Annotated in this window: 18 protein-coding genes; 7 read left to right on the top strand and 11 right to left on the bottom strand. The window is 69.0% G+C overall.

Annotated elements, in window-relative coordinates:
* The first annotated feature begins 137 nt into the window (after positions 1-137).
* From F787_RS0111085 to F787_RS0111065, 5 genes are all read left to right on the top strand, one after another.
* Positions 138-1535, top strand: coding sequence for a pitrilysin family protein (locus F787_RS0111085; protein WP_042805903.1), 1398 nt, complete (start codon positions 138-140; stop codon positions 1533-1535).
* Complete coding sequence (locus tag F787_RS0111080) at positions 1535-2830, top strand: pitrilysin family protein (protein WP_028492210.1); 1296 nt, start codon at positions 1535-1537, stop codon at positions 2828-2830. Before F787_RS0111085 ends, F787_RS0111080 begins: the two co-directional genes overlap by 1 nt.
* On the top strand, positions 2814-3464 hold the full coding sequence (gene rsmD / locus F787_RS0111075; RefSeq protein WP_019589907.1) for a 16S rRNA (guanine(966)-N(2))-methyltransferase RsmD: 651 nt from the start codon (positions 2814-2816) through the stop codon (positions 3462-3464). The genes F787_RS0111080 and rsmD overlap by 17 nt, the downstream gene beginning before the upstream one ends.
* A 96-nt stretch (positions 3465-3560) precedes the next feature.
* Positions 3561-5183 carry a BCCT family transporter gene (locus F787_RS0111070; protein WP_028492209.1) on the top strand — a complete coding sequence of 541 codons (1623 nt, stop codon included), beginning with the start codon at positions 3561-3563 and terminating at the stop codon, positions 5181-5183.
* A gap of 9 nt (positions 5184-5192) precedes the next feature.
* The gene (locus tag F787_RS0111065; RefSeq protein WP_028492208.1) at positions 5193-6071 is read left to right on the top strand and encodes an NAD(P)-dependent oxidoreductase; all 879 of its coding nucleotides are present in this window, start codon (positions 5193-5195) and stop codon (positions 6069-6071) included.
* A 6-nt stretch (positions 6072-6077) separates the two neighbouring features.
* Here F787_RS0111065 and F787_RS0111060 read toward each other — a convergent pair whose 3' ends face one another.
* A complete protein-coding gene (locus F787_RS0111060) occupies positions 6078-6983 on the bottom strand; it encodes a fructosamine kinase family protein (RefSeq protein ID WP_028492207.1) in 906 nt (301 codons plus the stop codon).
* An 82-nt stretch (positions 6984-7065) separates the two neighbouring features.
* On the opposite strand from F787_RS0111060, the gene F787_RS0111055 reads away from it, so the two are divergent.
* Positions 7066-7449 (top strand): group III truncated hemoglobin, encoded by a 384-nt coding sequence (locus F787_RS0111055; protein ID WP_018869099.1) that lies wholly within the window; start codon positions 7066-7068, stop codon positions 7447-7449.
* 7 nt (positions 7450-7456) lie between these two features.
* On the opposite strand, the gene F787_RS0111050 is transcribed toward F787_RS0111055, so the two are convergent.
* The 8 genes from F787_RS0111050 to rpmE all read right to left on the bottom strand — a co-directional run bounded on the left by F787_RS0111050 (position 7457) and on the right by rpmE (position 15261).
* A complete protein-coding gene (locus F787_RS0111050; protein WP_028492206.1) occupies positions 7457-9550 on the bottom strand; it encodes a transglycosylase SLT domain-containing protein in 2094 nt (697 codons plus the stop codon).
* Between the two features lie 108 nt (positions 9551-9658).
* Entirely contained in the window at positions 9659-10201 is a 543-nt protein-coding gene (locus F787_RS0111045; protein ID WP_028492205.1) for a pseudouridine synthase, read from the bottom strand.
* Position 10202: 1 nt separating this feature from the next.
* Entirely contained in the window at positions 10203-10820 is a 618-nt protein-coding gene (locus F787_RS0111040) for a DUF1007 family protein (RefSeq protein WP_042805906.1), read from the bottom strand.
* Between the two features lie 38 nt (positions 10821-10858).
* Positions 10859-11803, bottom strand: coding sequence for a 5'-3' exonuclease H3TH domain-containing protein (locus tag F787_RS0111035; protein ID WP_028492203.1), 945 nt, complete (start codon positions 11801-11803; stop codon positions 10859-10861).
* Positions 11787-12710 (bottom strand): malate dehydrogenase, encoded by a 924-nt coding sequence (mdh, locus tag F787_RS0111030; RefSeq protein ID WP_028492212.1) that lies wholly within the window; start codon positions 12708-12710, stop codon positions 11787-11789. The genes F787_RS0111035 and mdh overlap by 17 nt, the downstream gene beginning before the upstream one ends.
* A 25-nt stretch (positions 12711-12735) precedes the next feature.
* Positions 12736-13956 (bottom strand): malic enzyme-like NAD(P)-binding protein, encoded by a 1221-nt coding sequence (locus F787_RS0111020; RefSeq protein ID WP_028492202.1) that lies wholly within the window; start codon positions 13954-13956, stop codon positions 12736-12738.
* Positions 13957-13988: 32 nt separating this feature from the next.
* Complete coding sequence (locus tag F787_RS0111015) at positions 13989-14846, bottom strand: M48 family metallopeptidase (RefSeq protein ID WP_019591596.1); 858 nt, start codon at positions 14844-14846, stop codon at positions 13989-13991.
* Positions 14847-15057: 211 nt separating this feature from the next.
* Positions 15058-15261 (bottom strand): 50S ribosomal protein L31, encoded by a 204-nt coding sequence (rpmE, locus tag F787_RS0111010; protein WP_018869107.1) that lies wholly within the window; start codon positions 15259-15261, stop codon positions 15058-15060.
* Positions 15262-15913: 652 nt separating this feature from the next.
* On the opposite strand from rpmE, the gene rimO reads away from it, so the two are divergent.
* Entirely contained in the window at positions 15914-17269 is a 1356-nt protein-coding gene (rimO, locus tag F787_RS0111005) for a 30S ribosomal protein S12 methylthiotransferase RimO (RefSeq protein WP_028492201.1), read from the top strand.
* Positions 17270-17297: 28 nt separating this feature from the next.
* On the opposite strand, the gene F787_RS15670 is transcribed toward rimO, so the two are convergent.
* Together F787_RS15670 and purD are read right to left on the bottom strand one after the other, a co-directional pair.
* On the bottom strand, positions 17298-19724 hold the full coding sequence (locus tag F787_RS15670; protein WP_051246124.1) for a glycogen/starch/alpha-glucan phosphorylase: 2427 nt from the start codon (positions 19722-19724) through the stop codon (positions 17298-17300).
* Between the two features lie 119 nt (positions 19725-19843).
* Positions 19844-21133, bottom strand: coding sequence for a phosphoribosylamine--glycine ligase (gene purD, locus F787_RS0110995; RefSeq protein WP_028492200.1), 1290 nt, complete (start codon positions 21131-21133; stop codon positions 19844-19846).
* Positions 21134-21145 lie beyond the last annotated feature (12 nt).

Raw genomic sequence — 21145 nt, 5'->3', positions numbered from 1 at the left:
TCCCCGATCCGGCGTTGCGTCGCTTGCGGGTAGAACCACTACCCGTTGCACGACGCGCCTTGTCTCGGAAAACCCGGGGTGCCAACGCGAACGTGCATATTGATCAGCGTTTCCCTGGCACGAGGCAGGTTCACAACATGCGTGTTCACGTCCCGGGACTGTTCCCGTTGCTGTTTTGCCTGATGGCCCTGTTCGCGGCTCCCGCCGCGGCATCCGGGTCCATCACCGACAATGTTGTCGAGACCCGTCTGGACAACGGTCTGACCGTCCTGGTGCTGGAGGACCGGCGGGCGCCGGTGGTTTCCACCCAGATCTGGTATCGCGTGGGCTCGGCCGACGAATACGGCGGGGTCACCGGCATCTCGCACATGCTGGAGCACATGATGTTCCGCGGCTCCGAGGCCTTCGAGCCCGGTGAATTCTCGCGCGTCGTGTCGCGCCTGGGTGGTCGCGAGAACGCGTTCGTCGGGCGCGACTACACCGGCTATCACCAGCTGCTGGGCAGCGATCACTGGGACACCCTGCTGGAGATGGAGGCCGAGCGCATGCAGCACCTGCGCCTGACCGAGGAGGAGTTCCTGCCCGAGCGCGAGGTGGTGCGCGAAGAACGGCGCCAGCGCGTGGACGACCGTCCCAACGCGCGTCTGCGCGAGGCGTTCATGGCCGCGGCCTTCCATGCCGATCCCTACGGCCAGCCGGTGATCGGCTGGATGAGCGACATCGATGAATACAGCGTGGACGCCCTGCAGGACTGGTACGACACCTGGTACACCCCGGACAATTCGGTGGTCGCGGTGGTGGGTGACGTCGACGCCGAGGCGGTGGTGGCCGCCGCCGAACGCCATTTCGGCGACATCCCCGCCGGCCCGGGCGGGGACCGCCCGGCGCGCAGCGAACCGCCCCAGACCGGCGAGCGCCGTATCACCGTGCAGGTGCCGGCCGAACTGCCCTACGTGATGATGGGCTGGAAGGCGCCGTCGCTGAACTCGCTGGAAGAGCCGGACGATGCCTATGCCCTGCTGGTGCTGGAGGGAGTGCTGTCCTCCGGCGAGGCCTCCCGGCTGGCCCGCGAGCTGGAGCGCGGGCGCGAGATCGCCGGCTCCGCGTCGGCCAGCTACAGCCCGTTCACCCGCCGTGACGGGCTGTTCATGCTGGGCGGGGTGCCGGCGGCGGACACCGATCCCGCGGAACTGGAGGCCGCCCTGCGCGAGCAGATCGAGCGCCTGCGCGAGGAGCCGGTGGGCGAAGATGAGCTGGAACGCGTGCAGGCGCGGGTCGTGGCGTCCGAGGTGTACGGCCGCGACTCGGTGCATGCGCAGGCGTCGCAGCTGGCGATGCTGGAGACGGTCGGCATCGGCTGGCGTGAGCTGGGCGCCTTCGTCGAGCGGGTGCGCGCGGTCACCGCGGAGGATGTGCGTCGCGTCGCGCAGGAATACCTGGTGCCGGAGACTCTGACGGTGGGGATCCTGGATCCGCTGCCGCTGGATGAACGCGAGTCGGAGGAACCGGCCGCCGAATATGGAGGTGACCTGTGATGCGCTGGACGGGAGTGGTGCTGGCGGCGCTGTGCGCGGCGCCCGCGGCGGCGATGGAGATCGACCGCTGGGAGACCGACGAGGGCCTGCAGGTGCTGTACGTCGAGGCGCCCGAACTGCCCATGGTGGACCTGCGCCTGACCTTTGATGCCGGTGCGGCGAGGGACGGCGAATTGCCGGGGCTGGCGCGCATGACCAGCCGGAGCCTGCGTCACGGCACGACGGAGATGGATGCCGATGCGCTGGCCGAGCGTTTCGAGTCCGTCGGTGCCCGCTTCAGTACCAGCTCCCAGCGGGACATGGCCGTGGTCTCGCTGCGCAGTCTCACCGAGAGGGACTGGCTCGACACCGCGATGGAAACCCTGACCACGGTGCTCGCGGAACCCGCCTTCCCCGAGGACGACTTCGACCGGGCGCGGCGCCAGGCCCTGCTGGGACTGCAACGGGAGCGTCAGGAGCCGGGCAGCGTGGCCGCGCGGCGTTTCCACGAGCTGGTTTACGCCGATCATCCGTACGCCAACTGGCCGGCGGGGGATCGCGAGAGCCTGGAGGCGATGAGTCCCGAAGACGCGCACGGCTTCTTCGAGCGGTATTACACGGCGCGCAACGGCGTGCTGGCGATCACCGGCGGCGTGGATCACCGGCAGGCCGAAGCTCTGGCGGCGCGGGTCTCGCAGGCCCTGCGTCCCGGTGAACCGGCCGAACCGCTGCCGCCGGTGCCGCCGCTGGAGGGTGCGGTGACCGAGCATGTCCCGTTCCCCTCGAAGCAGGCGCACATCCGCATCGGCGCACCGGCCCTGCGGCGTGGGGACGATGCCTATTACCCGCTGACCCTGGGCAACCACGTGCTGGGCGGAGGTGGCTTCACCTCGCGTCTGTTCCGCGAGCTGCGCAGCGAGCGCGGACTGGCCTATTCCGTCAGCAGCGGGTTCGGGTCGCGCGCCGCGGAGGGGCCGTTCAGCGTCTCGATGCAGACCGGCACCGAGCAGACCGGCGAGGCGGTGGAAGCCCTGCACGAGCAGATCCGGCGCTGGCATGCCGAGGGCGTGGAGCCGGCCGAGCTGGAGGCCTCGCGCGCCAACGTGGTCAACGGCTTCCCGCTGCGCCTGGCGTCCAGCTCGGGGATCGTGTCGCATCTGGCCCTGATCGGTTTCTACGATCTCGGCGCGGATTATCTGACGCACTACCCCGCACGGATGGAAGCGGTGACGCCGGACGACGTGCAGCGGGCCATACGGGAACGGGTCGATCCGCAGGCCCTGGTCACGGTGATCGTCGGTGGCGAAGAACCGTAGGCGCGGGGCGGGTTCCGCGGGGCGGCGCGGCCGCGAGTCCCGGGTCCGCATCATCGGCGGCGCGTGGCGTCGGCGCTGGCTGCCGGTGGCCGACGTACAGGGCCTGCGTCCTACCGCCGACGCCCTGCGCGAGACCCTGTTCAACTGGCTGCAGCCGCATCTGCCCGGTGCGCGGGTGCTGGACCTGTACGCCGGTACCGGGGCCCTGGGGTTCGAGGCGGCCTCGCGCGGGGCGCAGTCGGTGCTGATGGTGGAGCGCGACCGGCGTGCCGTCGCGCGGCTGCAGCAGGCCGTCGAAGAGCTGGGCGCCAGCGGCGTGGAGGTGCGCTGCGCCGATGCGGCGCGCCTGCTGGAGGCGGGCCCGGACGTCGCCGCCCCGTTCCACGTGGTGTTCCTCGACCCGCCGTTCGAGCGCGACCTGCTCGCCCCGGCTCTGCGCACCCTGGCGGGTGAGGGCTGGCTGGCGCCCGGGGGGCGCGTGTATGTCGAGCTGGAAGCCCATCGCGACCCGGCGGAGGTGACGGGGGCGCAGTGGCACATCCTGCGCGAGCGCACCGCAGGGCAGGCCCGGGGGCTGCTGCTGGAGCCGGCGGAGCCGCTTTTTTGCAGTACCCCGGGGCATTCGCTACCGTAGGATCATCCGTTCAAGGCATTTCCATCCGCGTGCGGGGCCGGCGTCAGCGTCCCACGACCCGGCCGCCACGCTACCCATGCACAAGGGGAGCCATCCATGGATGAGTCATCCACCCCCGGTCTGTCCCAGACCCGCGTCCGCGGCTTCGGGGTCATCTGCAGTCCGGTCTTCATCATCGCCAGCATCATCATTGTGGCCTTCGTGGTTTTCGGAGCGGCGTTTTCCGAGACGGCCGAAGGCCTGTTCGTGCAGACGCGCGACGGCATCTCCCGTTACCTCGGCTGGTACTACATGCTGGTGGTGACGATCTTCCTGATCTTTGCCCTGTACCTGATGTTCAGCCGTTACGGCGGGGTGCGTCTGGGCGATCAGTTCGAACCCCCGCGTTTCAGCTATGCGTCCTGGTTCGCGATGCTGTTCTCCGCCGGCATGGGCATCGGGCTGCTGTTCTTCTCCATCGCCGAGCCGATGTACCACTACATGTCGCCGCCGCATGCCGAGGGTGAATCCAGCGCGGCGGCGATGGAGGCGATGCGCTACACCTTCTTCCACTGGGGACTGCACGCCTGGGCGATCTACATCATCGTGGGTCTGTCGCTGGCCTACTACGCCTACCGACACAACCTGCCGCTGCTGATCCGCTCCTCGCTGTACCCGTTCATCGGCGACCGCATCTACGGCCCGTGGGGGCACCTGGTCGACATCCTTGCACTGTTCGGGACCATGTTCGGGGTCGCGACCTCGCTGGGCCTGGGCGTCATGCAGATCAACTCGGGCCTCAACTTCGTCTTCGGCATCGAAGAAACCACCCTGAACCAGGTCGTGCTGGTCGCGATCATCACCCTGATCGCGGTGGGCTCCGTGGCCCTGGGCGTGGACCGCGGGATCAAGCGGCTGTCCAACTTCAACATCGGCCTGAGCGTGGTGCTGATCGCGCTGCTGCTGGTGCTCGGGCCCACACTGTTCATCCTGCGGACCCTGGTCGAATCCACCGGGGTCTATGTCCAGAACCTGCCCGCGATGAGCCTGTGGGCCGATACCATCGAGGATTCCGGCTGGGCCACGACCTGGACCATCTTCTACTGGGGCTGGTGGATCTCCTGGGCGCCGTACGTCGGCATGTTCATCGCGCGGGTCTCGCGCGGGCGCACCATCCGCGAATTCGTGACCGGCGTGCTGCTGGCGCCCACCGCGGCCGGGTTCGTCTGGCTGTCGGTGTTCGGCGGCACGGCTATGGGCTTCCAGCTGGACGGCGTGGCCGACGTGGCCGGGCAGGTGTCCGAACAGATGGAGACCGCGCTGTTCCTGACCATCGAGGCCCTGCCGATGCTGGACTGGATGGCGATCGCGGTGATGAGCGCGGCAACCCTGCTGATCGTCACCTTCTTCGTCACCTCCTCGGACTCCGGTTCGCTGGTGATCGACACCCTGGCCTCGGGTGACGTGCGCAATCCCACCGTGACCCAGCGCGTGTACTGGGCCGTGGCTGAAGGGATCGTGGCTTCGGTGCTGCTGGTGGCCGGGGGGCTGGGCGCGCTGCAGGCGGCGGCCATCAGTGTCGGCCTGCCGTTCTCCATCGTGATGCTGATCATGATGGTGGGGCTGTACCGCTCGCTGCAGCAGACCGAGGCCGTCACGCCCAGCCGTTATCAGCGCGAGGCACCGCCGCCGCATACGCTGTTCGGCTACACCGAAGACCTCGACGAGAAGATCCGCTAGGAGGCATCGATGTCACAGGTGGCACTGCTGGGCTGCGGGCTGATGGGGACCCCCATGGGCCTGCGGCTGCTGGACGCGGGGTTCCCGCTGCAGGCATACAACCGCACCCCGGCGCGGGCCGAGGATCTGGCCCGCGCCGGGGCAACCGTGTATTCCACCCCGGACGCCGCGGCACAGGGCGCGGACTGGGTGATTCTGATGCTCAGCGATGCCCTTGCCATCGAGTCCGTGCTCGCCGATCTGTCCCCGGGAACGCTCGACGGGCGCTGTTTCATCCAGATGGGCACCATCCTGCCGGCCGAGAGCCGGGCCCTGGGCGAGCGCGTGCGGACGGCCGGAGGGTGCTATGTCGAGGCCCCGGTGCTGGGGTCCATCCCCGAGGCGCGCGACGGGCGGCTGCTGATCATGGCCGGTGCCGAGCATGAGGTGGACGTGGAGCGGGCCGCCCCGGTGCTGGAAGCGCTGGGCAGTACCGTCCGGCACGTGGGTGCGACCGGCCAGGGGGCGGCGCTGAAGCTGGCCTTCAATCAGCTGATCGCCAGCCTTACGGCGGCATTCTCCCTGAGCCTGGGACTGGTGCGGCGCGAGGGTGTGGAGGTCGACACCTTCATGGAGATCCTGCGCGAGAGCGCCCTCTACGCACCCACCTTCGACAAGAAGCTGGACAAGATGTGCTCGGGGGACTTCGGCACCGCCAACTTCCCGGTCAAGCATCTGCTCAAGGACGTGCGCCTGACCCATCAGGCAGCCGCCGACGCGGGACTGTCCGACCCCTGGTTGCCATTGCTGGCGGATCTGCTCGAGCAGGCCGCCGATCGGGGACTGGGCGATGCCGACTACTCGGCCATCTATTCGTCCATCGTGCCGGAGGCCGGCAACCGCGACTGACCCGTGTCAGCGCACTTCGGCGAGCAGCTGCTGTGCCATGCGCTCGGCCTGCGAGCCGTAGCCGCCGCCGAACAGGTGGTCGTGGTTGAGGATGTGGTACAGGTTGTACAGCGTCCGGCGGGTGGCATAGCCCGGATCCAGCGGCCGCTGTTCGCCGTAGGCCGCGAAGAAGTCCCGCCCGGGGTGTCCGAACAGTTCCATCATCGCCAGGTCGGCCTCGGGGTCGCCGTAATAGGTGGCCGGGTCGAACAGCGTCGGCCGGCCGTCGCCGAGGAAGTCCCAGTTGCCGCTCCACAGGTCGCCGTGCAGCAGGGATGGCTGCGGGCGGTAGTCCGTGAAGAAGCCGTCCAGGCGCTCCTCCAGTTCGGCCAGGGTGTCCAGACGCCCGCGCGGGGCCCCGCGGTCGCGGGCCAGGCGGCGCTGGAACCCCAGGCGCTCCTCGCGATAGAAATCCACCCAGTCCGCATGCGGCCGATTGGACTGTGGCGTGGATCCGATGAAATTGTCCTCGTCGAGGCCGAAGCGGCTGGCGGTGTGCGCATGCATGTCGGCGATGCCGTGCGCCAGCGCCACCGCGTCGCGCGGGCCGCCCAGGTCCAGGTCCTCGATGATCAGGAAGCGGGCCCCGCCGGCCTCGCCGGTGCCGATGACCTCCGGGATCTTGAGCACCTCGCAGCGCTGCAGCTCGGTCAGCCCGCGGGCCTCGGCGGCGAACATGCCGGCGTGGTCGCCACGGTTGAGCTTGACGAAGAAACGGCGGCCGTCGGTGCCCTCCAGACGCAGGGCCTGGTTGATGGAGCCGCCGGAGCGCGCGCTGCGGCCTGTCGCCTCGAACGGCACTCCGGTATGGTCCGTGATGCACCGGGCCAGGGCGGCGGTCAGGTCGTCGTCCCGTGCGCTGCTTCGCGTCATGCGTCTGTCTCCCGTGGCGGATTGGGGGCGGATTGGGCGCCTAGGTTAACCACTACACACCCCGAACGTCAGGAGTCCCGAGATGGCCTTCCGCAAACTGGAACCACTATGCGACAAGATCGGGGCGGAGCAGATCCGCGCCGTGATCGACGAGTTTTACCGCCGGGTGTCGGCCGATCCCCGGATCGGACATCACTTCGAGCGCATCGAGGATTTCGAGGATCACGTGCGCCGGATCAGCGATTTCTGGTACCAGAACCTGGGCGGGCGTCTGGAACAGCCTCCGACCATCGACATGGTGGGCAAGCACGCGCCGCTGAAGCTGACCGAAGACGATCTTCAGGCCTGGATGGAGCACTTCCGCGCGACCACCGACGAGATGCTGGATCCGGCGCACGCGAAGGAATGGCAGCAGCTGGCCGAGGGTATCGCCAGCCGCATGCGTCAGGACATCCTGACCGGCTGAGGCGGCGTCAGCAGGGGTCTGCGCCGCCGCCGGGAAAGCCGCAGTAGCCGCGATTCAGGGCGATGTCGTCCCCGCCGTGCACCTCGCGCAGATGGGCCTGACGGGCCTCGGCCAGGCGCGATTCCGCGGTGACCGGATACAGCAGGCTGGCCATCGACGGTGGTTCCTGGCCGAGACGCACGGCGTACAGGATACGGTAGGCGTATACCCGGCGGATGTACTTGCGGGTCTCGGAGAACGGGATCAGCTCCGCCCAGATGTCCGCATCCAGGGTCTCGCCGTCTTCCGGCAGCCATTGCCGGACCCGGTGGGCCCCGGCGTTGTAGGCGGCGGTGGACAGCAGCCCGTGGCCGCCGAAGCGCTCCTGATTGCGCCCGAGATAGTAGGTGCCCAGGCGGGCATTGTTCGCGGGCTCGAGGATGTCCCAGTCGGAATTCACCTGCACGCCGGCGGCCGAGGCGATGTTGCGCCCGGTGGCCGGCATGATCTGCATGATGCCCAGCGCGCCCGCGTGTGAACGCACGTCATGCAGGAAAGCGCTCTCCTGGCGCGCGACCGCCATGGCCCAGGCCGGATCAATGCCCTGATCGCGGGCGCCGGCAACGATCAGATCGTCGAAGGCCAGCGGAAAGCGCAGTTCGACATCGTCCCACTGGCGCGCGCGGGCCACGGTGAAGATCGCCCGGTCGTGCCAGCCCCATTCGGCGAACTCGTGTGCCGCGGCCACCCGCTCGTCGTTGTCCATGCGCGCGACCGCGTGCTGCCATTCGCGCCGCGCCTCGGCGTGGCGATCCAGCCGCAGCAGTTCGCGCATCCGCAGCATCGCGGGCTGGTTGCGCACACGCACCCGCAGGCCGTTGTCCAGATCCGCGCGCCGATGTCCGATACGGTAAGGCTGCCCGATCCGGTCGGCGGCGAGAAACCCGTGGAAATTGCGTTCGGTGGCGGCCCGCTCGTAATGATCGCGGGCGCTGTCCGCATTGCCCAGGGCCTCTTCGGCGCGCGCGAACCAGTAGCGCCACTGGGCCTCTTCGCGGGTCTCGCGCGGCATCGCGCGGACTGCGTCGCGCACGGTTTCCCAGTCCCCCGCCCGCAGGGCCACGCGTACCTGCCACTGGCGCAGCTGGGCGTCGAAGACCTCTTCGTCCAGTCCGGCGAGGAACTCGGGGGCCTCGTCGCGGTAGCGCACCGCCAGGCGCAGGCCCAGGGCGTGGGCCACCGCGTTGCGGCCCTCGCTATCCAGGGTCGCCGGGCCGTTCGTGGGCCGCTCCTGCCAGGCGTCCAGGGCGGCGTCCAGATCGGAGCGGATCCAGCGCTTCCAGGCGTCTTCGGCCATGGGGCCGGCCTGCGGGTGGTCGTCGGCGTCGAAGTCCGCCTGCGCCACCCGCCGTGGCCGTTCCCGGAGCTCCAGCCAGCGTTCGGCCCAGGCTTCGTCGTCACGGTCGAGGTAGCGGCGCAGGTAGCGGGCCAGCCCGGTCTGGCCGGCGTCCATGGCGAGGGCGAAGCGCTGCATCGCCAGTTCACTGGTCAGGCCGTCGGCCGCGCGCCAGGCATCCAGGGCCGGGTCGCAGGCCGAGGGCCGCGAATGGCCGTGCAGCCAGATCGATTCGATGTCTTCCAGGGCGGCGTCGTTCTCGTCCCGCTCCAGCAGGGCCTGGCGGCGATAGCAGTCCTGGGTCACCCCCGGGGAACGCTGGTCGTCGACCATCGCGAGCAGGGTATCCCATTCGGATTCCTCGCCGAGATGGCGCAGGTAGTTGGCGTACAGGCGGTCGGCCAGCGGGGTGTCGCCGTGATGCTCGAGGAATTCGCGCACCGCTTCGGGCTCCGCACGCCCGAGGTCACGGGCGAGGCGGCGGTAGTCGAGATACGGTGCGAGGGGGTAATCGGCCAGGGTCTCGCGCGCGCGCTCGAACGCCTCGGTGTGGCCCCGGTTGAGCGCCCGTTCGGCGGTGACGAACAGGCCGCGCTCGAAGGCGTAGCGAGTTTCTTCCGCGCCGGAACCGGAGTCCGCGGCAGAAGGGCCGCCGACCAGCAGGGTCAGGGTCATGGCGAGGACCATGCCGGGGGTGCCGGCGATCAGCCGCTGACGAATGCGCATGCCTGTGTCTCCTGAGCCTCCGCGTATTCCACCATCATCCGTCAGGTCCGGCGGGCTGGCAATCCCCGTGCCCGTGTTTTGCGCGGCATGACGCGCAATGCCGCCCGATCAGCCGGAAAGCAGCAGGCTCTCGCCGCGGGCCAGCCCGTCGAGGGTCCAGGAGGCGACTCGGTAGCGCACCAGGCGCAGGGTCGGATGGCCGACCGCGGCGGTCATCCGCCGGACCTGGCGGTTGCGCCCTTCGTGCAGGGTGATCGCGAGCCAGCGGGTGGGGATGTGGCGGCGAAAGCGCACCGGCGGGTCGCGTTCCGGCAGGTCCGGCGGGTCCATACGGTCGACCTTCGCCGGCAGGGTGAGTCCGTCGCGTAGTTCGACCCCGGTGCGCAGGGCCTCCAGCGCGGCCTCGTCGGGATCGCCTTCCACCTGCACCCAGTAGGTCTTGCCCGCGGAGTCGGGGCCGGGGCGGGTGATGCGGGCGTTCAGGGCGCCATCGTCGGTGAGCACCAGAAGGCCCTCGGAATCGCGGTCCAGACGTCCGGCCGGGTGCACGCCGGGCAGGTCGATGTAATCAGCCAGGGTGGGACGGCCCTCGCGGTCGGTGAACTGGCTGAGCACGCCCCACGGCTTGTGGAACAGCAGGATCCGGCTCATGTCAGTCGCAGCGCAGGGTCACGCGGTCGGCAAAGTGGCGGCCGAGGTTTTCTTCGGGTTCGGCGCCGTAGTCGAGCGCCATGGCGCGCGCGACCATCACCGGATCGGGCCGTGGCCGGTCGACCTCGGCCTCGCAGCCCGGTGCCCCGCGCACCCGCGGAGGGCGTTCATCGGGGTGCAGGATCTCGATGAAATAGGTGGGATCAAAGACGCGGTAATCCACCGGCGTCCGCGCCGGGTCGGGCGCACCCTCGAGCGCCAGGGTGAACCGGTATTCCAGGGTGTCTCCGTCCTTTTCCATCCGCGCCTCGCCCTCCGGCCGCACTTCGATCGCGTGGCCTTCGGCCTCGAAGTGCGTGTACCAGTCGTATTCCTCCAGGTTGTCGAGGATCTCGCGCGCCAGCGCGTTCAGGCGCTCGGCATCGCTGTCCCCCTCCTGGTGGGCCAGGGCGTCCTCGTGGAGGTATTCGGAGTACATCGGGTCGAATTGCCACAGGTGATGCATGCGCACCAGCTGGCCGGAGTCGTCGCGCTCGAAGTCGATCTCGAGGTCGATCCAGGCGTGCGGATGGGCCGTGGCCGGTACGGTGGCGAGCAATGCCATGATGGCCAGGACCATGGCGGTCAGCCACGCGGATCGGCGGATGCAGGAACGGTTCATGCGGGGACGGCCTCCGGGGTCGGGGCGGCGGCATGCAGCAGCCGCTCGTGGTAGTCGGGGTGCACGCCAAGGTCATGCAGCCGGACGTATATGTCCCTGACCGGTCCGCGCGGCTGCAGTTCGGCGGGCAGATCGGAACCCCGGGGGAGTCCCGGGATGTCGTCCACCAGACCGGTCAGCCGGCGCGACAGACGCAGGCGTTCGGGTTCGGCGGCGATTGCCTGCGCGAGGGCGGTGGCGCGGCGCAGGTTGCAGCGGCGAACCGCGTCGGGGTCGGCAAGCACGCTTTCCAGGTCACCCAGGCGGCGCAGGATGCGGGCCGCTCCGCGTGGGCCCAGGCCGTGGATCCCCGGGATGTTGTCGCTGCGGTCACCGGCCAGCGCCAGCAGGTCGGCCACCTGGTCGGGGCGCACGCGCAGGCGCTTCTCCAGGGCCCGGCGATCCATGGGGCGGCCGCGTTCCGGGTCGTGCAGGTGGTCCCGGTCGCCGAGGATGGTCTGTGCCAGATCCTTGTCGGCGCTCATCACCGCGACCGGCAGTCCCGCCGAGCGCGCGTTGCGGGCCAGGGTGGCGATCAGATCGTCGGCCTCGTATTCGGGGTGGGCGAACTGCGCGAGCCCGAGGGCCTCCAGCAGCTCGCGGATGCGGGCGAACTGTGCCCGCAGCTCGGGTGGTGCCGGCGGGCGATGGGCCTTGTACCCGGGGTCGAGACGATGGCGGAAACCGCGCCGCAGCGAGGTGTCGAAACAGAAGCCCAGCGGCCCCGGGGCGCGCTGCGGCAGCCACTGGCACAGGGAGTGGACGAAGCCGTGCAGTGCACCACCCGGGCGCCCCTGCGGGTCGGGGTCGAGGCCGCGCGCGAACCACGCGCGGAACACGAAGATGCTGGTGTCCACGACCGTGCAGGTCGGGCACGGGGCGGGTTCACTGCAGGCGTTCAAGATCCTTCCGGATGCCGCCGATGGAGCGTTCGAGATCCGCCTGTTCTTCGGGTTTCAGGTCCAGTTCGACGATCCGTTCCATGCCCCCCTGGCCGAGGATGCAGGGGACGCCGGTGGCGACATCGCGCTGGCCGTATTCGCCGTCCAGCAGCGCGACCGTGGGCAGCACCCGACGCCGGTCGAGTGCGATCGCCTCGACCATCTCGGCGATCGCCGCGGCCGGGGCCGCGTAGGCGCTGGAGGTCTGCTTGAGGGCGAGGATCTCGGCGCCGCCGTGGCGCGTGCGCTCGACGATGGAGTCGAGGGTCTCGCGATCGAGGAACCGGTCCAGCGGGATGCCGTTGACGTGGGAGTAGCGCAGCAGCGGGACCATCGCGTCGCCATGCCCGCCCAGCACCAGGGCCTGGATGTCGTGCACCGACAGGCCGGTCTCCAGCGCGATGAAGGCCGCCATGCGCGAGGTGTCGAGCACGCCGGCCTGGCCCATGACCCGGTCGCGGCTCCAGCCGGTCTTCTGCGCCGCACGCCAGGTCAGCACGTCCACCGGGTTGGAGACCACCAGCAGGCGGCTGTCCGGAGCGTGTTGCTGCACCTGATCGAGGATCGCGTCGAGGATGGCGACGTTCTTGTCGAGGACATCGGAGCGCGACATGCCCGGCTTGCGCGGCAGCCCGGCGGTGATGATCACCAGCTCCGCGCCGGCGATGACGTCGGCCTCGTGCGAACCGGTCAGGCGGGTGTCGAAGCCCAGCAGCGGCGCGGTTTCCTGGATGTCCAGCGCGGCCCCGGCGGCGGTTCCCTCGTGGACGTCCAGCAGCGCGATCTCGCGGGCGAGGTCGCGGCGGGCGAGGAACTGCGCGGTGGATTCCCCCACCCGCCCGGCTCCGACAATGGCGATCTTCTGCATGGCCAGCGCTCCTCGGACTGTGTGTTCAGGTTCGGGCCACGCCGCTGTCGCGGGCTGCCCGGGCCACCGCCTGCGGGATGGTCTCGATCAGGCGCGGATCGAACGGCGTGGGCAGGATGTAGTCCGGTCCGAACTCCAGGTGGTCGCGGCCGTAGGCGTCCAGCACACTCTGCGGCACCGGTTCGCGCGCCAGGTCGGCGATCGCGTGGGTGGCCGCGACCAGCATGGCGTCGTTGATGCGCCGGGCGCGCACGTCCAGCGCCCCGCGGAAGATGAACGGGAACCCGAGCACGTTGTTGACCTGGTTGGGGTAGTCGGAGCGGCCGGTCGCCATGATCAGGTCGTCCCGGGTCTCGCGGGCCAGGTCCGGCCGGATCTCCGGGTCTGGATTGGACAGCGCGAAGATCACCGGATTCGGCGCCATGCTTTGCAGCATCTCGGGGGTCAGGATGTCCGGGCCGGACAGTCCGATGAATACGTCGGCGTCGCGGCAGGCGTCCTCCAGCGTGCGGTCCTCGGTGTCCACCGCGAAGATCTGCTTGTATTCATTGAGGTCTTCACGGTGACTGTGGATCACGCCATTGCGGTCGACCATGTGGATGAGATGCTTGCTCGCGCCCAGGCGTACCAGCAGCTGCATGGAGGCGATGCCGGCGGCGCCCGCGCCCACGCAGACGATCCGGGCGTCGGCCAGGTCCTTGCCCTGGATGGCCAGGGCGTTGAGCAGCCCGGCCGCGGTGATGATGGCCGTGCCGTGCTGGTCGTCGTGGAACACCGGGATGTCCAGGCGATCACTCAGGCGGCGTTCGATCTCGAAGCAGTGGGGCGCCGCGATGTCCTCGAGGTTGATGCCGCCGAAGCCGCCGGCGATCCGCGCCACGGTATTGATGAAGTCCTCGGGCTGGGCGGCGTCGACCTCGATGTCGAACACGTCGATCCCGGCAAAGGTCTTGAACAGCACGCCCTTGCCCTCCATCACGGGCTTGGAGGCCAGCGCACCGGTGTTGCCCAGTCCCAGCACCGCGGTGCCGTCGGTGATCACCGCGACCAGGTTGCCCTTGCCGGTGTAGCGGTAGACCTCGTCGGGGTTGTCGGCGATGGCGCGCACCGGGGCCGCCACGCCGGGTGAATACGCCAGCGACAGGTCGTCCTGCGTGGCAGTCGGCTTGGTGACGTGGATGGCCAGTTTCCCGGCCGGTTCGCGGGCGTGGTAGTCGAGGGCGCGCTGGTTGAAATCGTCGGACATGATTGCGAACGGGCCTTGTGCGGGCGGTGGGTTCAGTTGACCGGGTGGGTCGGCAGATCATTGCGGTCGCGGGCCGCCTCGTACAGCGGACGTACCTCGTCGGCCAGCCGGGCGAGCTCGCGCTGGCGCCCTTCCGGCGCCGGATGGGTGCTGAGGAACACCGGGTGGCGGCTGCCATTGGACTGTTCCGCCATCTTGCGCCACAGCGCCGGGGCGGCGTCGGGGTCGTAGCCGGCGCGGGCCGCCAGTTCGATGCCGATCTCGTCGGCTTCGGTTTCCATGCGCCGGCTGTGCGGCAGCTGCACCGCCAGCACCGCGCCCAGCGCGGCGCCGGTCAGCGCCAGCTCGGAGCGGTCGCCGGTGATGGCGAAGCCGGTGACCGCCAGATTGGAGGCCATCGCCACCGACATCTTCTCGGCGCTGTGGGCGGACAGGGCATGGCCGATCTCGTGGCCGATGATCTGCGCCAGTTCGTCGTCGGTCAGCTCCAGCTGCTCGATGATGCCGGAGTAGATCGCCATCTTGCCGCCGGCCATCGCGAACGCGTTGAGGGTGTCCGGCGCCTCGATGACCGCGATCTCCCAGTCCCAGTCGGCGGTCTCCGGGCGGTACTCGATGGCCTGCGCGACCAGGCGTTCGGTGATCCCGTGGACCCGTTCGGTCATCTCGGGGTCGGCGTTGATCCGGCCTTCGTCGCGTGCGCCGGAGAGCATCTCCACGTAGGCCTCGCGCGAGGCGTCGATCGCCTGGTTCTCCGAGACCAGCATCAGCTGGGAACGTCCCGTCACCGGGTTGGTGGTGCAGGCGGGCAGGCCCAGGGCCATGCCCAGTACGGCGATCAGGGCCAGCACCGGCAGGCGCCGGCGCAACGGACGGAACAGCGAGTTCATGCGTGACCAGTTCATGCGGTTTCTGCCTGCAGGTCCCGCGGGGATGCGGGATGATGACACCTCTTCAGCATACACCCTGCGGACCGCCCTGCGGAGCCCGCACGCAAACGAGGGCACCCCGAAGGATGCCCTCGCCGGATCGGCCACGCCGGCGGGGCCGATGGGCCGCCGCCTGCCTGCGGGGCCGCGTGATGCGACCTCGCGCGGGACTTCAGAACGCGAAGCGGCGCTTGAACTTGTCCACCTGGCCGGCGGTGTCGACGATCTTCTGCTTGCCGGTGTAGAACGGATGGCACTGCGAGCAGACGTCCAGGTGCATCTCGTCCTGACCCAGGGTGGAACGGGTCGTGAACTTCGTGCCACAGGTGCAGATCACGTTGACTTCGCGGTATTGGGGATGGATCTCGGCTTTCATGGTCGACTCACGCGTGTTCGGGCGAAAAGTGCGCTAGCATAGCCGCCTCCTGTGGCCGGGCGCAAGTCGACGGCGGTCTTCGCGGGGGGCGGCCGGGATCCGGACGTGCTGTCGGGCGGTGCGAACAACTCGTTGTCTTGCGGGGCGTTCCGGCGGGGCGTGCGTTTTGCCCGAAACCGGTCGGTTCGCGTCCGAGCACGTTCCCGTCATCGCGAGTCGCGAAGCGATGTGGCGATCTCCATCCGAAGCCACCTGTTCCTGCATGCAGCCCGCTTCGGCCGATTGCCACGTCGCCTTCGGCTCCTCGCAATGACGGGGCGAGGGGGCTGCGACTCGCGATGGCGGGAGCCTGCCCGCAGGCGAACAGGGCCGGCGGGCTGCTCTCCGGGCGGTACGGGCAAGTCGTTGTCTTGCGGGGCGTTGTGCCGGGGCGCGCGAGTTTTCCCCGAAACCTGTGGAAAACTTTGTGGACGAACTGTCACTGGATGGCGCCAGCGGCTTGCTGCGGCGCAGGACTCTGGATTGGTCAGTTTTTGCCCAGAGTTTTTATATTACTGAAAATAAAGTGTTCCTTGTATGTCAATGGGCCCGGGCCCGGTGCTGCCCGGGGTCGGGACCGGCGTGAAAGGACGGGAGTCGCGTTGTGAATAACATGTCCGCATTGTCAAGCGCAGTGCCGCAGGTCGGCTTTGTCAGCCTGGGCTGTCCCAAGGCGCTGGTGGATTCCGAGCGCATCCTGACCCGGCTGCGTGCCGAGGGCTACGGGATCGTCGGGGACTACACCGGGGCGGACCTGGTGGTGGTCAACACCTGCGGGTTCATCGACGAAGCGGTGGAAGAATCGCTGGGGGCGATCGGCGAGGCCCTGGCGGAGAACGGGCAGGTGATCGTGACCGGCTGCCTGGGCAAGGATGCCGAGACCATCCACGAGCGCCACCCGGACGTGCTGGCGGTGACCGGGCCGCACGCCTACGAGGACGTGGTGACGGCGGTGCACGAGCACCTGCCGCCGCCGGCGGGCACCTTCGAGACCCTGGTGCCGCCGGAGGGCATTCGTCTGACCCCGCGCCACTACGCCTATCTGAAGATCTCCGAGGGCTGCAATCACCGCTGCAGCTTCTGCATCATCCCCGGCCTGCGCGGCGACCTGGTCAGCCGCTCGATTGGCGAGGTGCTGGCGGAGGCCGAGCGCCTGGCCGAGGCCGGGGTGCGCGAGATCCTGGTGATCTCGCAGGACACTTCCGCCTACGGCGTGGACGTGAAATACCGTACCGGCTTCCATGGCGGGCGCCCGATCCGTTCCGACATCGCGCATCTCGCCGAGGCCCTGGGGCGGCTGGGGATCTGGGTGCGGCTGCACTACGTCTATCCCTATCCGCATGTGGATCGCCTGATCCCGCTGATGGGGTCCGGCGAGGAGGGCGGGCTGCTGCCCTATCTCGACATGCCGCTGCAGCACGGCCACCCGCGGGTGCTCAAGGCGATGCGCCGTCCGGCTGCGGCGGAGAAGGTGCTGGAGCGGATCGCCGACTGGCGCGCGCAGGTGCCGGACCTGACCCTGCGCTCGACGTTCATCGTGGGCTTCCCCGGCGAGACCGAGGCCGAGTTCGAGACCCTGCTGGACTTCCTGCGCGAGGCGCAGCTCGACCGCGTCGGGGCCTTTGCCTATTCGCCGGTGGACGGGGCCGAGGCCAATGCCCTGCCGGACCCGGTGCCCGAGCCCGTGCGCCAGGAACGCCTGGCGCGGTTCATGGAGGTGCAGGCGGAGATCAGTGCCGAGCGCCTGCGCCGTCGGGTGGGCACGCAGCCGGTGGTGCTGGTCGACGGCACCGACGAACACGGCGTCGTGGTCGCGCGTTCGGCCGCGGAGGCGCCGGAGATCGACGGGGTGATCCGCGTGCCGGATGCCGATCCCGACTCGGTGGAGGCGGGGGACTTCATCGAGGTGCGGGTCACGGACACCCGCGAGCACGACCTGATCGCCGAGGTCGCCGACCCGGACGAGTGACCGGGGCGGCCTCGCTCGGCGGCCGTGCTCAGCCGCCGTTGCGTTTCGGGGCCACCGGTTCCGGCGTGGCGTCCCAGATCTTCTCCGCGTAGTCACGCACCGTGCGGTCGATGGAGAAGAAGCCCATGCGCGCGATGTTGGTGAGCGCCGCGGCGTTCCAGCATTCCGGCTGTGCATACAGCGCGTCGGCCCGCTCGCAGGCCTCGCGGTAGGCGGGGTAATCGGCGAGCACGAAGAACGGATCCTGATGGCGCAGATAGTGCCCCAGTTCCGCATGGGTGGCGTTGTCGTCGCAGGTGAAATAGCCCTGCTCGAGCATCTCCACCGTACGCGTCAGGGCCGGGCGCCCGGCGAGCATCGCCTCGGGGGGCTCGCCGCGGGCGCGGTGGGCGACCACCTCGGACTCGGTCATGCCGAAGATGAAGATGTTCTCCTCGCCGACCGCGTCGCGGATCTCGATGTTGGCACCGTCCAGCGTACCGATGGTCAGCGCACCGTTCAGGGCCAGCTTCATGTTGCCGGTGCCCGACGCCTCGAAGCCCGCGGTGGAGATCTGCTCCGAGAGGTCCGCCGCGGGGATGATCACGGTCGCGGCGCTGACCTCGTAGTTGGGGATGAACACGCACTTCAGGCGGTCCCCCACCTGCGGGTCGTGGTTGATGATGTCGGCGACCTCGTTGATGACCTGGATGATGTCCTTGGCGCGCTGGTAGCCGGGGGCCGCCTTGCCGCCGAAGATCACCACCCTCGGGGGCACGTCCTCGCCGTCGCGGATGCGGTTGTACAGCTCGATCACGTGCAGCAGCTTGAGCAGCTGGCGCTTGTATTCGTGGATGCGCTTGATCTGTACGTCGAACAGGACGTCGGTGCGGATGCGGATGCCGGTGCGTTCGCGCACCAGCGCGGCCAGGCGCTCCTTGTTCTTGCGCTTGACCTGCTGAAACTTCTGTTGAAGCTCCGGATCCGCGACCCAGGGCTCCAGCGCGCGCAGGCGTTCAAGGTCGTACTGCCAGTCGTGGCCGATCTTTTCGCCGAGGAACTCGGTCAGCTCCGGATTGGCCTGGATCATCCACAGCCGGGGGGTGACGCCGTTGGTGACATTGACGAAGCGTTCCGGCCACAGCTGGTAGAAATCGGCGAACAGGGTCTGTTTCAGCAATTCGGTATGCAGCGCGGCGACACCGTTGATCTGATGCGAACCGACCACCGCCAGATGGGCCATGCGGACGTTGCGCCCGCCTTCCTCGTCGATCAGCGACAGCCGCTTGAGGCGTTCCACGTCGCCGGGGAAACGCCGGCGCACCATCTCGAGGAATTCGTGGTTGATGCGGTAGATGATCTGCATGTGCCGCGGCAGCACGCGGGTCATGAGGTCCACCGACCAGGTTTCCAGGGCCTCGGGCATCAGGGTGTGGTTGGTGTAGGCGAATACCTTGCGGCACAGCTCCCAGGCACGGGCCCAGTGCAGCTCGTGGCGGTCCATCAGCAGGCGCATCATCTCCGCCACCGCGATCGCCGGGTGGGTGTCGTTCAGCTGGATCGCGACCTGGTGGGGCAGGTCGTCCAGGGTATAGCCCAGCTCCAGGTGGCGATCGAGGATGTCGTGCAGCGAGGCGGCGACAAAGAAGTATTCCTGCTTCAGCCGCAGTTCCTTGCCGATGGCGGTGGCGTCGTTGGGGTAGAGCACCATGGAGATGCTCTCCGACTGGCTCTTGTCGGCCACCGCGCGGATGTAGTCGCCCTCGTTGAAATAGCGCAGGTCGAAGTCGCGGGTCGCCTTGGCCCCCCACAGGCGCAGGTTGTTGACGTTGCGCCGGCCATAACCCGCGGTGGGGTAGTCATAGGCCATCGCCAGGATCTGTTCGCCGTCTTCCCAGGAGTAATGTACCGATCCGTCACTCCGGTGGTGTTCCACCACCTCGCCGTAGAAGCGGATCGGGTATTTGCGTTCCGCGCGCGGGAACTCCCAGGGGTTGCCGTAGCGCAGCCAGTTGTCCGGGTGCTCGACCTGACGGTAGGGCTCGAACTGCTGGCGGAACATGCCGTACTCGTAGCGGATACCGTAGCCGAAGCCCGGATAGCCCTGGGTCGCCAGCGACTCGAGGATGCAGGCGGCCAGGCGCCCGAGGCCGCCGTTGCCCAGCGCGGCGTCATCCTCCCAGGCAACGATCTCGTCGTAGTCCTGTCCCAGCTGAGCGAGGGCCTCGCGGGTCTCGTCGAGGATGCCGGTGTTGCGCAGGTTGGCCTCCAGCATGCGCCCGATCAGGTATTCCATCGACAGGTAATAGACCCGCTTGACGTCTTCCGCGTCGAACTGGCGGCGGGTCAGCAGCCGGCGTTCGATCATGCGTTCGCGCACCGCGAACGAGGTGGCATCGAGCCAGTCGCGCTGGGTGGCCTGTTTCGGATCCTTTCCGACGAAGCGGACCATGGCATCACGGATGGACTGTTTCAGGCCCTCGGTATCGTGCGGGAGCGGGCTGAGCGGGGGGGGCCGTCGTGTCGGCGCTGGTGGACATCTTTTTTCTCCGGGGGGTTGCGGCCGGACACGCCCGCCATCGACCCCGGCGCCGTTCAGGCGGGGCGGTCGATGGCGCGGTGTCCAATATCGGTACGGAAGTATATACCCTCGAAGCGGATTTCCCCGAGGGCGGTGTAGGTCTTTTTCTGCGCGTCGGCATAATCGGTCCCCAGACCAACCACGCACAGCACGCGGCCTCCGGCGGTGATGACCTGCCCATGGTCGTCGATGGTGGTGCCGGCATGGAACACGCGGGCGTCGGGAAGCGGCTCCACCGCCTCCAGGCCCTCGATCACATCGCCCTTGCGGTATGCGTCCGGGTAGCCCTCGGCGGCGGCGACCACGCCCAGCGCCACGCGCGGGTCCCAGCGGGCCTCCACCTGGTCGAGCCGGCCGTCCAGCGCGGCCTCGACCAGCTCCGCCAGGTCGCTGTCCAGCCGCATCAGGATCGGCTGGGTCTCCGGGTCGCCGAAACGGCAGTTGAATTCCAGCACCTTCGGGTTGCCGTCGGCATCGACCATGATCCCGGCATACAGGAACCCGGTATAGGCCTCGCCGTCGGCGGCCATGCCGCGCACCACGGGTTCGATGACCTCGTGCAGGATGCGGTCGTGCAGGGTGTCGGTGACCACCGGGGCCGGCGAATAGGCACCCATGCCCCCGGTGTTGGGGCCACGGTCGCCGTCATCGCGCGCCTTGTGGTCCTGCGAGGAGGCCAGCGGCAGCACGTGCTCGCCGTCCACCATGCAGATGAAGCTGGCCTCCTCGCCCTGCAGGAATTCCTCGACAACCACCCGGTGCCCGGCCTCGCCGAAGGCATTGCCGGCCAGCATGTCGCGTACCGCGGCGCGCGCCTCGTCGGTGGTCTGCGCGAGGATCACGCCCTTGCCGGCGGCCAGGCCGTCGGCCTTCACCACGATGGGCGCGCCGTGGGTGTCAATGAACGCCAGCGCGGCGTCCTCGTCCTCGAAGCTGCCGTACGCCGCCGTGGGGATGCCGTGGCGCTGCATGAAATCCTTGGCGAAGGATTTCGATCCCTCCAGGCGCGCGGCGTCGGCGGTGGGACCGAAGATCGGCTGACCGGCGGCGCGGAAGGCGTCCACCACGCCCGCAACCAGCGGTGCCTCGGGCCCGACCACGGTGAAGGCGACATCCTCGTCCCGGGCCACGGCTAGCAGGCCGTCGATGTCGGTGGCGGCGCAGTCGACGTTCTCGCAGCCGGGTTCGCCGGCGGTGCCGGCATTGCCCGGCGCGACCAGCACGCGCGCGACCCGCTCGGACTGTGCCAGTTTCCAGGCGAGGGCGTGTTCGCGCCCGCCGCCGCCGATGACCAGGACGTTGATGGCCGTTTCGTT

The organism is Thioalkalivibrio sp. ALE19 (assembly GCF_000428605.1).
Lineage (GTDB): Bacteria > Pseudomonadota > Gammaproteobacteria > Ectothiorhodospirales > Ectothiorhodospiraceae > Thioalkalivibrio.
Note: the sequence above shows the minus strand (reverse complement) of the source record. Positions and strands in the feature narration are given on the sequence as shown.

Bases quoted from the DNA above. Each gene is read 5' to 3' on its own strand.
- F787_RS0111085 (WP_042805903.1), top strand. From the start codon at position 138: ATGCGTGTTCACGTCCCGGGACTGTTCCCGTTGCTGTTTTGCCTGATG.
- F787_RS0111045 (WP_028492205.1), bottom strand. From the start codon at position 10,201: ATGAGCCGGATCCTGCTGTTCCACAAGCCGTGGGGCGTGCTCAGCCAG.
- F787_RS0111060 (WP_028492207.1), bottom strand. From the start codon at position 6,983: ATGACGCGAAGCAGCGCACGGGACGACGACCTGACCGCCGCCCTGGCC.
- rpmE (WP_018869107.1), bottom strand. From the start codon at position 15,261: ATGAAAGCCGAGATCCATCCCCAATACCGCGAAGTCAACGTGATCTGC.
- F787_RS0111040 (WP_042805906.1), bottom strand. From the start codon at position 10,820: ATGGTCCTGGCCATCATGGCATTGCTCGCCACCGTACCGGCCACGGCC.
- F787_RS0111020 (WP_028492202.1), bottom strand. From the start codon at position 13,956: ATGTCCGACGATTTCAACCAGCGCGCCCTCGACTACCACGCCCGCGAA.
- F787_RS0111050 (WP_028492206.1), bottom strand. From the start codon at position 9,550: ATGCGCATTCGTCAGCGGCTGATCGCCGGCACCCCCGGCATGGTCCTC.
- F787_RS0111080 (WP_028492210.1), top strand. From the start codon at position 1,535: ATGCGCTGGACGGGAGTGGTGCTGGCGGCGCTGTGCGCGGCGCCCGCG.
- mdh (WP_028492212.1), bottom strand. From the start codon at position 12,710: ATGCAGAAGATCGCCATTGTCGGAGCCGGGCGGGTGGGGGAATCCACC.
- F787_RS0111065 (WP_028492208.1), top strand. From the start codon at position 5,193: ATGTCACAGGTGGCACTGCTGGGCTGCGGGCTGATGGGGACCCCCATG.
- F787_RS0111070 (WP_028492209.1), top strand. From the start codon at position 3,561: ATGGATGAGTCATCCACCCCCGGTCTGTCCCAGACCCGCGTCCGCGGC.
- F787_RS0111015 (WP_019591596.1), bottom strand. From the start codon at position 14,846: ATGAACTCGCTGTTCCGTCCGTTGCGCCGGCGCCTGCCGGTGCTGGCC.
- rimO (WP_028492201.1), top strand. From the start codon at position 15,914: ATGTCCGCATTGTCAAGCGCAGTGCCGCAGGTCGGCTTTGTCAGCCTG.
- F787_RS0111055 (WP_018869099.1), top strand. From the start codon at position 7,066: ATGGCCTTCCGCAAACTGGAACCACTATGCGACAAGATCGGGGCGGAG.